14 protein-coding genes are annotated in these 13,399 nt (G+C 56.5%); 3 read left to right on the top strand and 11 right to left on the bottom strand.

Annotation, left to right across the window (positions count from 1 at the left end; all coding sequences use genetic code 11):
* Positions 1–73 precede the first annotated feature (73 nt).
* Positions 74–1,012: an FAD-dependent oxidoreductase gene (locus tag AAAV44_RS01065; protein ID WP_349114102.1), complete on the bottom strand. Its 939-nt coding sequence runs from the start codon at positions 1,010–1,012 to the stop codon at positions 74–76.
* 118 nt (positions 1,013–1,130) lie between these two features.
* Here AAAV44_RS01065 and AAAV44_RS01060 point away from each other — a divergent pair, with 118 nt between their 5' ends.
* On the top strand, positions 1,131–2,432 hold the full coding sequence (locus AAAV44_RS01060; protein ID WP_349114101.1) for a glycosyltransferase: 1,302 nt from the start codon (positions 1,131–1,133) through the stop codon (positions 2,430–2,432).
* A 447-nt stretch (positions 2,433–2,879) separates the two neighbouring features.
* Here AAAV44_RS01060 and dut read toward each other — a convergent pair whose 3' ends face one another.
* Genes dut through AAAV44_RS01045 form a run of 3 tightly spaced genes read right to left on the bottom strand, consistent with a single transcriptional unit; the run spans position 2,880 to position 4,272 of the window.
* The gene (dut, locus tag AAAV44_RS01055; RefSeq protein ID WP_349114100.1) at positions 2,880–3,323 is read right to left on the bottom strand and encodes a dUTP diphosphatase; all 444 of its coding nucleotides are present in this window, start codon (positions 3,321–3,323) and stop codon (positions 2,880–2,882) included.
* A gap of 4 nt (positions 3,324–3,327) precedes the next feature.
* Positions 3,328–3,771, bottom strand: a complete 444-nt coding sequence (gene nrdR, locus AAAV44_RS01050; protein ID WP_022093781.1) for a transcriptional regulator NrdR — start codon at positions 3,769–3,771, stop codon at positions 3,328–3,330.
* Between the two features lie 51 nt (positions 3,772–3,822).
* A complete protein-coding gene (locus tag AAAV44_RS01045) occupies positions 3,823–4,272 on the bottom strand; it encodes a LysM peptidoglycan-binding domain-containing protein (protein ID WP_217750538.1) in 450 nt (149 codons plus the stop codon).
* A gap of 163 nt (positions 4,273–4,435) precedes the next feature.
* Here AAAV44_RS01045 and lexA point away from each other — a divergent pair, with 163 nt between their 5' ends.
* Together lexA and AAAV44_RS01035 are read left to right on the top strand one after the other, a co-directional pair.
* Complete coding sequence (gene lexA / locus AAAV44_RS01040) at positions 4,436–5,080, top strand: transcriptional repressor LexA (protein WP_040359862.1); 645 nt, start codon at positions 4,436–4,438, stop codon at positions 5,078–5,080.
* Positions 5,080–5,784, top strand: coding sequence for a heparan-alpha-glucosaminide N-acetyltransferase (locus AAAV44_RS01035; protein WP_349114098.1), 705 nt, complete (start codon positions 5,080–5,082; stop codon positions 5,782–5,784). The genes lexA and AAAV44_RS01035 overlap by 1 nt, the downstream gene beginning before the upstream one ends.
* Here AAAV44_RS01035 and hflX read toward each other — a convergent pair.
* From hflX to AAAV44_RS01000, 7 genes are all read right to left on the bottom strand, one after another.
* Complete coding sequence (gene hflX / locus AAAV44_RS01030; protein ID WP_217108120.1) at positions 5,769–7,058, bottom strand: GTPase HflX; 1,290 nt, start codon at positions 7,056–7,058, stop codon at positions 5,769–5,771. The two genes, AAAV44_RS01035 and hflX, sit on opposite strands and share 16 nt — an antisense overlap.
* A complete protein-coding gene (gene miaA / locus AAAV44_RS01025) occupies positions 7,058–7,996 on the bottom strand; it encodes a tRNA (adenosine(37)-N6)-dimethylallyltransferase MiaA (RefSeq protein WP_349114096.1) in 939 nt (312 codons plus the stop codon). Before miaA ends, hflX begins: the two co-directional genes overlap by 1 nt.
* Positions 7,996–9,366 (bottom strand): tRNA (N6-isopentenyl adenosine(37)-C2)-methylthiotransferase MiaB, encoded by a 1,371-nt coding sequence (gene miaB, locus AAAV44_RS01020; protein WP_055285164.1) that lies wholly within the window; start codon positions 9,364–9,366, stop codon positions 7,996–7,998. Before miaB ends, miaA begins: the two co-directional genes overlap by 1 nt.
* A gap of 50 nt (positions 9,367–9,416) precedes the next feature.
* Entirely contained in the window at positions 9,417–9,734 is a 318-nt protein-coding gene (locus AAAV44_RS01015; RefSeq protein ID WP_006235982.1) for a stage V sporulation protein S, read from the bottom strand.
* A gap of 74 nt (positions 9,735–9,808) precedes the next feature.
* On the bottom strand, positions 9,809–10,894 hold the full coding sequence (locus AAAV44_RS01010; protein ID WP_349114094.1) for an ATP-binding protein: 1,086 nt from the start codon (positions 10,892–10,894) through the stop codon (positions 9,809–9,811).
* A 1-nt stretch (position 10,895) separates the two neighbouring features.
* Positions 10,896–12,446: a ribonuclease Y gene (rny, locus tag AAAV44_RS01005; RefSeq protein WP_117770339.1), complete on the bottom strand. Its 1,551-nt coding sequence runs from the start codon at positions 12,444–12,446 to the stop codon at positions 10,896–10,898.
* Between the two features lie 257 nt (positions 12,447–12,703).
* The gene (locus AAAV44_RS01000) at positions 12,704–13,396 is read right to left on the bottom strand and encodes a regulatory protein RecX (RefSeq protein ID WP_349114093.1); all 693 of its coding nucleotides are present in this window, start codon (positions 13,394–13,396) and stop codon (positions 12,704–12,706) included.
* Positions 13,397–13,399 lie beyond the last annotated feature (3 nt).

Here is a 13,399-nt window from a genome sequence, read left to right as displayed (position 1 = left end):
GACAGCACATTGATGCACCGTCCAACCACTTTGTTTTAAAGATAGCATCCTTACATAAGATATATTATCGTACTTATCCGCGGAGAAACGCGTATGCGCTCGTTCCTGCTATGGCTCCGTCAGAAACGGCGGTCACAACCTGGCGTAAACGCTTGGAACGAATGTCGCCAGCGGCAAATAGACCTGGCGTGCGGGTCGCCATGGAATCATCAGTAACAATACCGCCGTCCGGCGCCAAATCAACTAGATGCTCAACAAGCTCGGTATGGGGTTGCGTTCCGGTAAAGACAAAGATGCCAAACGAGCCAGGATCAAAGGTCTCGGCATGCGTCTTACCGCTTGCATTGTCCTTGAACGTAATTGTCGTGGGCATCGCTTCACCAGAAAGCTCAACAATACTAGTTTGGTACCTAACTGAAATATTGTCCTTAGCAAGCACCTTATTCACAACGCCCTCGGGTGCACGAAACTGATCGCGACGCAGCACGATGGTCACGCTGCTGGCAATGTCGGACAGGAACAGCGCCTCCTCGCATGCTGAATTGCCGCCTCCGATAACAAAGACCTGCTTGCCACGGAAGAACATGCCGTCACACGTCGCGCAGTACGAAACGCCACGACCGCGATACTTGTCTTCGCCAATAAAACCCGCAGGACGCGGCGTGGCGCCCATGCACGCAATGACGCTCTTGGCCGCTGTGTCGCCCATGTCATGATGGATGGTAAATTGAGCCGCATCGGCATCGTAATCGATTCCCGTCACCATACTCCATTCAACCTGAGCCCCCAGGCCTTCAGCATGCTGTTGGAATCGCTCACCAAGTTCGGCACCGCTCAGCAGCGGAATGCCAGGATAATTCTCAATCTCGTTGCTCGTGGCAATCTGTCCGCCCGACATGCCCTGCTCAAGGACAGTCGTCGTTAGATTGGCGCGCGCCGCATAAATGGCGGCAGCATAGCCCGCGGGGCCGCCGCCGATGATCGCAACGTCGATTGTCTGATCGGTAATCATGAAGAGTCCTCTCGTCGAAACGTTGTCGTTCTTTGCGCTCATACCCAAATTTACGTGAACGTGACACTCATGCACTACAATGATAAATCCGTGATACAACGTCGAAGGGGAGTTATCGATGGATCAGACGCAGACGAGCGACGACGCTCCCCTGCTCACGCACAGCACTCCCCAATCGGAGCAAACCACGCTCTTGGCTCAGCAAAAACCCCTCGTGACCATCGTGCACGCCTCGGTCGGCTCGGGTCACAAGGCCGCCGCAAATGCGATTGCGCAAGCATTCGACCTCATCCGCGGCACCAATGGCATCCCCGAGGACGTTGAGATTGAAGTGCTCGATATCCTTGATTTTGGACGTATTAAATTCGACGGCAATAAGACAGCGGCTTCTTTTACGGGAGCCACGCGCCCAATTTACGACCTGACCTGGCGATATACGCTTACGGGACATCTTCTCTGGGGTGGCGGCACGGCATGGTCGCGAATTATGTTCCCCGCCTTCAATGAATATATTCGTAGCCGAAGGCCCATAGCCGTGGTCGCAACGCACATCACGGCAGCCAATGTAGCCGTGGGCGCCCGCGTAATTACGGGTATCGATTATCCGGTCATCTGCGTCCCGACCGACTACGAAGTCGAGGGCTGGTGGCCCCATAAGGACACCGATCTCTTCTGTGTTGCCAACGAATTTATGGCCGAAACGCTGCGTCCGCGCAAGGTGCCCGAGACAAAGATACGCATTACCGGCATTCCTATTCGCGCTGGATTCGACACCGATTACGATCGCGAGGAAGAGCTAGCCAAGTTCAACCTCCCCATCGACAAGACCATCGTGCTGGTAATGGCCGGTGCCAGCTTGCCTCAGCCTTACGTCCGCTTTCGCGCGGCGATGGACCACACACTCCCCTTCCTGCGAAGCTTCGAAGACATGCACTTTGTCTTTTTGCCCGGCAAAGACGTGGAGTATGCCACCCGGCTGAAGACGCTCTTCGATGCCATGAAGCTCGAGAACGTCACGGTGTTGGACTATGTCGACGACATGGCGGCCCTCATGCACGGCTGCGACCTGGCAATCCTCAAATCGGGCGGACTCACGGTCACCGAGTGTCTCTGCGCACATCTGCCGATGATCCTGCTGGGCAAGTCATATGGCCAGGAAAAAGCCAACACCACTATGCTCACCGGCATGGGCGCCAGCATGCACGTCACCACGGCACGAGAGCTCATCGTGACGTTACGCCATCTCCACGATCATCCGGAGTCGCTCAAGGCACTGCTCATCAATGGTGAAGTACTACGCCGCCCCCACGCAGCCGAAGACATCGCCGTCGCCACCATGGAACTCGCAGGCAAACCCCAAAAGCGCAAACGAGCCTTCTGCCGCTTCTACTGGGGCGGAAAACCCGCGCATATCCGCTAGTCGAATGTCCGCCGCTCTGCCGGAGCCGCCCTTATATCATTCCATGCTCAAACATTCTCGCTTCGCAGGGCGCACTAATCCCACCCGTCCGGGACTCACCCATATCATTCCATGCTCAAACATTCTCGCTTCGCTGCGCTCGCTGCGAAACTGCGCGTGGAACGATATGGGTGAGTCCCGGACGAGAGGCTTCCTGCTTGAAAACAAATTGCAATCCGACTAGAAAGCCGGTGCGACAAAGGAGAAACTCCCTTGTCGCACCGGCTTACAAATCGATTAATGCTATCAGCTTCCAGCGAAGAGGCACGGTAGTTACAAGCATGCAAACGTAGCTCACCCGTGGGAGGGCCCTATATATCGTCCCACGCGCAGTTTCGCAGCGCAGCGAGAATGTTTGAGCATGGGATGATATATAGGGTCCTCCCACGGGTGAGCGGACGGAAGCAACTAGGCGACGCCGGAGGAGCCGAAGCCTCCGTTGCCTCGGTCGGTTTCGTCTAGTTCTTCTACTTCTATGAGGTTGACCGTGGGGACTTCTTGGATGACGAGTTGGGCTATGCGGTCGCCTTTGTTGATTTGGATGTTGTTGGAGGGATCCAGGTTGATGAGGATAACCTTGAGTTCTCCTCGGTAGTGGGCGTCGATGAGGCCCGGCGTATTGACTATAGACAGGCCCTGCTTGATGGCCAAGCCGCTGCGGGGCTGGACGAAGCCGGCGTGGCCATCGGGCAGGGCGATGGCCAGCCCGGTAGAGACCAGACGACGTTCGAAGGGCTTCAGGACGCAGTCCTCGTTGGAGCGCAGATCCAAGCCGGCATCGGTGGGATGGGCGTATTTGGGAAGCTCGACGGTGGGGTCGAGACGCTTTATGTTGACGGTAATGTTGAACATGGAATCACCTTAGCTTGTCGAGCTCTTGCAGAAACTCATCGACGTCTTTGAAATCGCGGTAGACCGAGGCAAAGCGGATGTACGCCACCTTGTCGATCTTGGCCAAGCGCTTGAGCACCATGTCACCCAACTCATGGGACGTGACGGCCGTCAGCGTGCGAGAGCGCAGCTCGACCTCGATGTCATCGATAATCTCATTGAGCTTCTTAGTGTCGATATCACGCTTGATGGTGGCGCGCATCAAGCCGACGAGCAGCTTATTGCGATCGAACCGCTGCTTGGTTCCGTCTGACTTAATGACCTCGATTGGGTCTTCGCATCGTTCGAACGTTGTAAAGCGGTAGTTACACGAGCAACATTCGCGACGGCGCTTAATGGTGTTATTTGACTCCTGCATACGGGAATCAACGACGCGGGTATGTGCCTTGCCGCATTTGGGACAGCGCATGGTACCTCCTCTTAAACGATAACAAGGGTACCATGCGCAGCGCGATAATGATTACGAACGAGCAGGAACCTTAAGATGCGCACCGGCGGCGAGCGAACCATGCTCCAGATGATTGACGTTACGGATCATGTCGGAAGTCTCTTGCGTGGAAAGGCCTTCGATTGGATATTCCTCGGCAAGCGACCAAAGAGAATCACCAGGCTGAACGCGAATGGTCTCATAGGTAACGTTGGAAACGGACTCGGCATACGCGGCGTGACGAGCGCTAAAGACCGACGTAGCGAGGACAAAAAAGAGCGTGAGCGAAACGGCGACGGCAACAATCGTCGAGACCTTCAGGGCAGCGGGAGTCGGCGCGGCAACAGCATACTGAGTGCGAGCAGACTTTACGGGCAAAGGCTGATAACCGGAACGTCCACCCTTGACAACAGTAAAAGCGGGCGCGGCAGGCGTCTCGAGCTTAAGGGCGAGGTTTCCCTGGACCATATTCGTTGCGTTCATCATGTTCTCCTCTCGCGTGTTTTGCTGAGAACAGTTTTATCAAGCCGCGCGGACAAAAATGTCTAGCGCGAGAACGAATGTTCGGTTATTATTATCTTCGAACAGTTGTTCCTGTCAAGCAAAATTCGAACATTTGTTTGACATGGGTAGAGAGGATGCCCTGATGGCTCGCAAAATTACCAAGCGTCAGCAGCAAATTTACGACTTCATCAAGGAATATCAGCAGGAGAAGGGTTATCCGCCCAGCGTGCGCGAGATGGCATCTGCCGTGGGCCTATCCTCTCCCAGCACCGTGCACGCCCATCTCTCTGCCCTGGAGGCGCGCGGGCTACTCAAGCGCGATGCCACCAAACCGCGTGCTCTGGAACTCTTTAACGAGGACGGTTCCTCTGTCTCAATTTCTAAATCTGACGAGCCCACCGCACCTCGCGGAACGGTCTCGCTACCGCTCGTTGGTCGCGTCGCGGCTGGGATTCCCATTCTGGCCGAACAGAATATCGAAGACACTTTTACTATCCCGACCGAAATCGCCACCGATCAGGGTTCCTTTATCCTTGAGGTGCATGGGAGCTCAATGATCAATGTCGGCATCTTCAATGGCGATTACATCATCGTCCGTGAACAAAAGAGTGCCATGAACGGCGAAATTGTCGTGGCCATGATTGATGGTTCAGCGACCGTCAAGACGTTCTACAAGGAGCAGGGACGCGTACGCCTGCAGCCCGAGAATGACACCATGGAGCCTATCTATGCAACGAATCCCGTTATCTTGGGCAAAGTCGTCGGCTTGATGCGCCGGTTCTCGTAATGCAAAAACGCATCACCATCTTTGATACCGTCCGCGGGTTTACGATGATTTCAATGGCAGGTTTTCACGCTTGCTACGATCTTGCCTACCTGTACGGTTGGGATATGCCCTGGTTTACACAGACCGTCTTTCAAGACATCTGGCGTGCCAGCATCAGCTGGGTATTCCTGTTTATCGCGGGTTGGATGTGCACCCTTTCGCGCAACAATATCAAACGTGCCGCCAAATACGCCTTAGCAGCACTCGTCGTCTGGTTGGCAACAACACTTGTCTCAGTTGACGATTCTGTTAATTTTGGCATCATCTACTGCATGGCCGCATGTACCGGCATCGTGGCGTTGACCGATCCCGTCCTTAAGAAGATATCGGCGAGATGGGGCATGTCCCTATGCCTTTTGTTGTTTACCCTCACCTGGAGCATCCCCAAAACGATCTACCCTGTCCCCCACCTGGCGTGGCTGGGATTTCCGAGCCCGGGGTTTGTCTCAGGTGATTACTACCCCATCATCCCGTTTTTCTTTATGTATCTTGCAGGATACTACGCCGCACACATAGCGAAGGGAATCGATAAGACCGTCCCTAGCTGGGCCTACGCCAATCCCGTCCCGGCGCTCGCCAGCCTTGGACGTCATGCACTCCCCTTTTATCTGCTGCATCAGCCCATTATTCTGGGCTTTTTGGAGCTCGTCTACTCGGTGCGATAACGCTCGAGCCGCGGCGCGATACGGGCCGGCAGCTTCGCCACAATGCGAACGCCGCCCTCAAGATATTCCTCGTGCAAAAGGGTTCCCTGCTCATGCACCAGCGTGATGAGGGCGCCCTCGCGATACGGGATATCAGCAGAGAGCAACACATCGGTAGCAGCCGCCTCACGAGCAATACGGTCGACGAGATCGTCGAGTCCCTCGCCCGTCTGGGCCGAGAACAGCACGGCCTCGGGATAGCGACGCCGGAAGCTCAGTCGATCAACGCTATCGAGAAGATCGATTTTATTGAATACGGTCAGCGTTAAACGCTCTCCAGCGCCGATCTCATCAAGCACGCGGTCGACAGCCTCCAGCTGTCGCTCATAGTCCTCGTCAGACGCATCTACGACTTTGAGAATTAGATCGGCACCCAACACCTCGGACAGCGTCGATTTAAAGGCATCGACCAAACCATGCGGCAGCTTTTGAATAAAGCCGACAGTGTCGGTGATCGTCATGCCGCGACCGCCGGGCAGGCGATACGAACGCGTCGTCGGGTCGAGCGTAGCAAACAGCTTGTCCTGCGAAAGTACCGTAGAGCCGGTCAGACGATTGAGCAACGTCGATTTACCGGCATTGGTATAACCGGCTAACGCGACGCGAAACGCCGGAGACTCAATGCGGCTCTTGGACTGGACATCGCGACGCTGTTCAACCTGCTTGAGCTCACGACGAAGCGCGGCAATCTTATTGCGAATCAAGCGACGGTCAACCTCGAGCTGGCTTTCACCCTGGCCAAAGCGCGAACCGATGCCGCCGCGCGTCTGCTCCTTGGCAAGATGGCTCCACATGCCACGCAGACGAGGCAAAAGATATTGAAGCTGCGCCAGCTGTACCTGTAGGCGTCCCTCACGCGTCTGAGCATGCAGGCCAAAGATATCCAAGATCAGTGCTGTACGATCGATAATCTTTACCGGCTCGCCCACGGCTTTCTCCAAATAGGATTGCTGCGAGGGCGTCAGGTCGTCGTCAAAGATAACGACATCGGCATCCATGCGATGCACCAGGCCGCACAGCTCTTCAACCTTACCGGAACCGATAAACGATTTTGGATACGGCTTAACCAGACGCTGTGACAAACGCGCCACGCACTGGGCGCCAGCCGTATGGGCCAGGCGCTCAAGCTCGTCAAGCGAACGATCGAGTGGCCATGCATTGTCGCGCCACTCAACACCAACTAATATGGCACGCTCGGGCTCGGGTGCCGTGGGAACAAGGGGGAAACGGGCCATTAGGCAGCCTCAATACGATGCAGGATGTCCTCAACGACCTCATCGTTCGTAAACTCGTCCATATCAAACCACACGATACGGTCATCGCGCTTAAACCACGAAAGCTGACGTTTGGCATAGCGACGCGAACGCATCTTGATGAGTTCGCGAGCCTCATCCATAGAAATCACGCCATTGAAAGCATCAATGATCTCTTTATAGCCAATTGCCTGCATCGACGTCAGGGCATCTCCCAGCCCCTGGTCCATAAGACCGCGAACCTCATCGACAAGACCCTGCTCAAACATCAGATCGACGCGCAGGTTAATGCGCTCGTAGAGCACCTCGCGATTACGCGTCAGACCAAACCATAGAGCATGATAATGCTCGCGCGGAACACTAAACTGACTTTTTTGCTGTGCATAGGAGATACCATCATCATGCATCTCGAGCGCACGAATCACACGGCGCACATTATGGGGATGAATAACAGCAGCCGATTCTGGGTCGCGCTCGGCAAGCAGGGCATGCAGCTCTTCCTCGCCAATACGCTCGGCAAGCTCCTGATAGCCCATACGACGATCGTCCTCAAGTTCACCCGAAGGAAAGTCCATTTCATCGAGGGCGGCCTTGAGATACAGCCCCGTACCTCCGCAAAAAACCGGCAGGCAACCCGAACCAAGGAGACGTTCAACATGCGCGCGAGCGCCAGCCTGATAAAGCGCAGCAGAATATGCCACACCCGGCTCTACAATGTCGACGAGACGCAGCGGCGCCGTACACTCATCGGGCGCCATCTTTGCGGTACCGATGTCCATGCCGCGATAGATTTGCATCGCATCGCACGACAACACTTCGGACGAAAGACGAGCTGCCAAACGGTCGGCAACATCACTCTTACCAACCGCCGTCGGACCAACGATCGCAACGGCGGAAAGACCTGCCCTGGGAGAAACCATTAGCGCGGCTCGCCCACAACGGAGCCGGACAAATACCAGGTCTTGGCAACGTCAACGTCAACATCAACGATCTTGCCAACAAGCTGATCGATGCTGTAACCCTCGGGGATAGGCGCATGCACGGTCTGATTCTTGGGACTCTTGCCCAGCAGGACCGCGTCGTTCTTTTTACTCGTTCCCTCAATGAGCGCCGGCACCACAGTATGAAGCTCACCCTGGTTATACTCGTGTGCCGTAGTCTCGATAACCTTAACCAGGCGGTTGAAACGCTCGAGAATAACCTCATGCGGCGTAGGATCGTCAATCTCTGCGGCCGGGGTACCGGCGCGCTTGGAATAGATGAAGGTATAGGCCTGGGCATAGCGGACCGTCTCGGCAAGTGAGAGCGTCTGCTCAAAGTCTTCTTCAGTCTCGCCCGGGAAGCCAACGATGATGTCGGTCGAGAGCGCGATATCGGGCATCCGGTTGCGAATGCGATCGACCAGGCCCAGATAGTCCTCGCGTGTATAACGGCGATTCATTTCCTTGAGAATGCGCGTCGAGCCCGACTGGACGGCCAGGTGCAGCTGCGGCATAACAGCAGGCGTCTCGGCCATGGCGTCGATGGTCTCGGGCAGCAGATCCTTGGGATGCGAAGACGTAAAGAAGATGCGCTCCACGCCCGTATCGCCCACGGCACGTAGCAGATCGGCAAAACGCGGCTTGCCAAACAGATCGCGACCATATGAGTTAACGTTTTGGCCCAGCAGCGTAATCTCACGCACGCCCTGGCGCACCAAACCGGTCACCTCGTCGACAATCTCCTCGAAGGGGCGGCTCTTTTCGCGACCGCGCACGTACGGAACGATGCAATAGGTACAGAAATTATTGCAGCCCGTCATGATGGGCACCCAAGCGTGATACTGGGTCTCGCGATGCCACGGCATGCTCATGGCATCCGTATCCTCATGCTCATTGGTGCGGATATGACGCTTGCCATCAAGGAATGCCTCGGCAATGAGCTCGGCCACATGTGCGATGGAATGCGTACCAAAGATGACATTGACGTTATCGACGTTGGTGAGCAGGCCCTCGCCATCGCGCTGCGCGATGCAACCACCAACGGCAACCACACGCTTGCCCGAAGGCGAAGGCGGCAGGCTTTTACAGGAATTGCACTGGCCGTACAGGCGAGTATCGGCGGCCTCGCGCACGCAGCATGTCATGAAGACAACAATATCGGCATGCTCGGGATCGAGCGCCATGAGGCAACCATACGAATCGAGCAGACCGCTCACGCGCTCGGAGTCGTGCTGATTCATCTGGCAGCCAAAGGTGCGGATAAAGTAGGTTTTACCGGCAAGAATATCGCGTACGGAACGCTGGTCCATGTGCATAAGTCCTAACGATGGAGAGGGGGGCGAATCGAGGCAAGCAGAAGCTATGCCACAGGCTTAACATCATCCATGACGACGTTATCCATAGCAGCTCGATTGATCTGGTGAACGTAAATAGAAAGACGGATGGCCGTGCGCGACTCCCCGTTAATGAGGATGTCGGAGAACACGGGCGCGCAGGAAATATCAAACCCGGTTGGAATCAAAAAACCGCGCGCAATAGCCACGGCCTTTATGGCCTGGTTGACCGCACCGGCGCCGACACACTGAATGTTGACGGGCACACCATCCTTGACCATGCCGGCGATGGCGCCGGCAACGGACGCGGGCGATGATTTGCTTGATACCTTCAGGCAATCCATGAAGAAACTCCTGCGTTTAAAAGTACGTTTTAACTGCAATAACTGTATCGTACCGAGTGGACTCGGTAAAGGCACTATTCCTCTTTGGCAAGATCGAAGGTCACAGTGATTCGATCACGCGAAACGCGAATCTTTGGGTCGCCGCAAAGGTTGAGATAGTACCGGGCGGCAAGGTCATTAAAGTCGCGCTCCACAGCACGCGAAAACTGTGCCATGTCATCCTTGGCAATACGAAGCCCGCGACGATCCTTCGCGAGATCGACAGGAGCCGGCGCATGCGAGGACGAATCACGCTCGCGCAGCAGACGCGCGGTCACACCGCGAACGGGCTTAATCTGCCCTGCCAAAATGCGATGTGCCGTGCGCTCGGACATCTCAAGACCCAAACCCGAGCAGATACGAATAAAGTCCTCGGCATCAGAGGCAAGGCCTAAACGATCGACAACCGGAAGCTCGCTCTCGTCATCAATAAACAGGAGACGAGACGTATCGAGCCGACTTGACGCCTGAGCATAAAGGGTCGCGGCAATCTCAGACGGAGAACCAAGATAGACATCGCAACCACGCAGCTCCTCGAGCGCAAACTCACAGGCAGCGCGAATAATATTATGCGGGCCGCGAGCACAGACATAACGTCCGTCCTCATCCTTGACGGCCTGGGGCCAGCTGGACTGATCGGCACGCTCACTGAGGCGGTCGGCTGCAACGCTCACCTTAAAGGCTGAACCAAGATCGACGCCGGACGTGACCACACGGGCCTCGTCGGTGTTCTGCTTGATCGAAAACAATGCCATGCCACGACCGTGAACGCCCCAACGGTCCATCTTCATGCTCTCGAGCTTGGAGGTAACGCGGGCATCGAAGATTCGCTCTTGCATATCCTGCGGAACGCCCGAACCGTTATCCAGAAAGACAAGCGTGCGGACGCCATCTTCCTTGGTCGTGGCGAGATAGACCTTGTCGGCGCCGGCATCGCGAGCATTACGGAGCATTTCGATGACGATATCCTCGAGATGCTGAATGTCGTGCTTTGCCTGGCGCCGCTCGGCCTCCGAAACGCGGAGGCGGACATAACCCTCGCCAAGGTTCTCCTCGACGCGAAGGTTGCCCTCCCCCGACATCGACGCGATAAATGAGATGAGCTCGTTCGCGTCGCTCATGTTATTTAGCGATATCGACAGCGCGGCTCTCGCGAATCACGACGACGCGCACCTGACCGGGATACTCCATCTCTTCCTCGATCTGATGGGCGATATCGTGAGCCAGGACCGTGGACTGGGCATCGGAGATCTTGTCAGGCTGAACCATGACGTGGACCTCGCGACCAGCCTGCATGGCATAGGTACGCTCGACGCCTTCATGGGAGTTGGCGATCTCCTCGAGCTTCTCAAGACGCTTGATGTAGTTCTCGGCAGACTCGCGACGGGCACCGGGGCGAGAGGCGGAGACGGCATCGGCGGCCTGTACCAGGACATCGAGCACCGTGTTGGGGTCGACATCGGCATGGTGAGCCTCGATAGCGTGAACGATAACGGGCTTCTCGCCATAACGGCGGGCAAGCTCGGCGCCGATGACGGCATGCGGGCCCTCGACGTCATGGTCGATTGCCTTGCCCAGGTCGTGCAGCAGGCCGGCGCGCTTGGCGGTCACAACGTCCAGGCCAAGCTCGGAAGCCATCACGCCGCACAGGTCAGAGACTTCGAGGGAGTGCTGAAGCACGTTCTGACCAAACGAGGTACGATAGCGCAGGGCACCAAGGGTCTTGACGATCTCGGGGTGCAGGTCGTGGATGCCGGTATCGAAGGCAGCCTGCTCGCCAGCCTCGCGCACGCGCTGCTGAACCAGGTCGGCAGCCTTGTGATACATCTCCTCGATGCGGGCGGGGTGAATGCGGCCGTCGGCGATGAGGTTCTCGAGGGCAACACGGGCGGTCTCACGACGGACCGGGTCGAAGCTCGAAAGAACGACGGTCTCGGGCGTGTCGTCGATCACGAGGTTGACGCCGGAAACCTGCTCGAAGGTCCGGATGTTGCGACCCTCGCGACCGATGATACGGCCCTTGAGGTCATCAGAGGGAATATGCACGGAGGTAACGGTGACCTCGGCAGTGTGGTCGGCAGCGCAGCGCTGAATCGCCAGGGACAGAATCTCCTGGGCGGTCTTGTGGCACTCGGCGCGAACCTGCTGCTCGGACTCGCGAATGATCGTGGCAGCCTCGTGGGTGACCTCGCCGCGAACCTTATCGAGGAGCTCCTTGTGGGCGTCCTCGCGGGTCAGGTCGGCGATACGCTCGAGCTCGGAGGTCTGCTTGGCGCAGAGCTCCTCAAGCTCGCGGGAGCGCTTCTCGACCTGACCGGCCTGGCTAGACAGCTGGTGCTCACGCTTGTCGAGAGCGTCGTTTCGGCGATCAAGGGACTCCTCGCGCTGCATCACACGGTTCTCGAGCGTACGAATCTCACTCTTACGCTGCTTGTCCTCGGCCTCGGCGGCCTGCTTGTTCTTGATGATCTCCTCTTTAGCCTCGAGCAGAGCCTCTTTTTTGAGGGTCTCGGCCTGACGCTTAGCATCACCGATCAGGGACTCAGCCTGTGCGTGTGCCGACTGGATCTTTTCGTCGGCCTCGTGAAGACTACCCTGCTTGGCGGTGCGCATGTAGGCAATGGCGGCGATGGCACCCAAAACGATGCCAACGAGCGCTGCGATGATAGGCATGCTCACTCCTTTTTATGGATTCGTTACACAACAAAGCGAACCGTCCTTACGAACGGCTCGCGACATTTGAGTAATATGGGCGCAGCTTATGCGGGTCGGATACAGATAAACATATAAACAAACTCATCACAGATGAGCACATATCACAAAGCAAATGACAGTGTTTATCGTACGTTGAACCACAACAACTGTCAAATAAATGGCCCCGGCACGGCGGCTAAAACGCGGTGAACGGCAGGGCCACAAAACGCATACGCCTAAACCGCACATTCCTCGCGTTCGGCATCGAGACGTGCCTTAACGGCATCGGCGGCGACGTGATAAGAGAAGCCCTTGCCCATCAAAAACCGAACCAGTTTTTCGAATGCGCGCGTCTCTGGAACACGCCGCTTGGCGAGCAGGGCTGACGCACGCGCCAAATCGTCTTCGACGGCAAAATAATCCTGGGGATAACCGGGAATGTCATCGAGCACGACATGACGGCGCTTGAGCTCGGTCTCGATTTTGCGCTGTCCCCAACCGCGCCGCTTGCGCTCCTCGATAAAGTACGAGCAAAAGCGGTTCTCGTCTAAAAAGTGATACTCGGTAGCGCGCTCGACGGCGAAATCGATTGCGGGCTGGTGAAAGCCGTAGCGAGCCAGCTTGTCACGGACCTCGCCCGTCGCATGGTCGCGGCGCGATAACATCTCGGTCACCATGGTAAGTGCACATTTACGCTCGATGAACTGCACCGCCTCACGAAAGTTGCCCCAATCACAGGGAAGATCGGGGCGGTTTTTGACATACAGGCGCGCGACCCGCACGGGAATCCAAATGGACCGCTCAAAACCGCCCTCAAGCTCACAATCGATATGTGCGCAAGGCTTTTTGGACGCATACCCGCTCGAGAACGAGGAGGCCGCCTTCTTATCGGGAAAGACGACCGTGGCCTCGGTCACCGTATACGACATGAG

Origin of the sequence: Collinsella sp. CLA-AP-H1 (assembly GCF_040092945.1) — a bacterium.
Lineage (GTDB): Bacteria > Actinomycetota > Coriobacteriia > Coriobacteriales > Coriobacteriaceae > Collinsella.
This window is presented reverse-complemented; position numbering and strand designations above follow the sequence as displayed.

Bases quoted from the DNA above. Each gene is read 5' to 3' on its own strand.
- AAAV44_RS01015 (WP_006235982.1), bottom strand. From the start codon at position 9,734: ATGGATTGCCTGAAGGTATCAAGCAAATCATCGCCCGCGTCCGTTGCC.
- AAAV44_RS01035 (WP_349114098.1), top strand. From the start codon at position 5,080: ATGCAAAAACGCATCACCATCTTTGATACCGTCCGCGGGTTTACGATG.
- nrdR (WP_022093781.1), bottom strand. From the start codon at position 3,771: ATGCGCTGTCCCAAATGCGGCAAGGCACATACCCGCGTCGTTGATTCC.
- AAAV44_RS01065 (WP_349114102.1), bottom strand. From the start codon at position 1,012: ATGATTACCGATCAGACAATCGACGTTGCGATCATCGGCGGCGGCCCC.
- AAAV44_RS01045 (WP_217750538.1), bottom strand. From the start codon at position 4,272: ATGAACGCAACGAATATGGTCCAGGGAAACCTCGCCCTTAAGCTCGAG.
- miaB (WP_055285164.1), bottom strand. From the start codon at position 9,366: ATGGACCAGCGTTCCGTACGCGATATTCTTGCCGGTAAAACCTACTTT.
- AAAV44_RS01000 (WP_349114093.1), bottom strand. From the start codon at position 13,396: ATGTCGTATACGGTGACCGAGGCCACGGTCGTCTTTCCCGATAAGAAG.
- lexA (WP_040359862.1), top strand. From the start codon at position 4,436: ATGGCTCGCAAAATTACCAAGCGTCAGCAGCAAATTTACGACTTCATC.
- miaA (WP_349114096.1), bottom strand. From the start codon at position 7,996: ATGGTTTCTCCCAGGGCAGGTCTTTCCGCCGTTGCGATCGTTGGTCCG.
- hflX (WP_217108120.1), bottom strand. From the start codon at position 7,058: ATGGCCCGTTTCCCCCTTGTTCCCACGGCACCCGAGCCCGAGCGTGCC.
- rny (WP_117770339.1), bottom strand. From the start codon at position 12,446: ATGCCTATCATCGCAGCGCTCGTTGGCATCGTTTTGGGTGCCATCGCC.
- AAAV44_RS01060 (WP_349114101.1), top strand. From the start codon at position 1,131: ATGGATCAGACGCAGACGAGCGACGACGCTCCCCTGCTCACGCACAGC.
- dut (WP_349114100.1), bottom strand. From the start codon at position 3,323: ATGTTCAACATTACCGTCAACATAAAGCGTCTCGACCCCACCGTCGAG.
- AAAV44_RS01010 (WP_349114094.1), bottom strand. From the start codon at position 10,894: ATGAGCGACGCGAACGAGCTCATCTCATTTATCGCGTCGATGTCGGGG.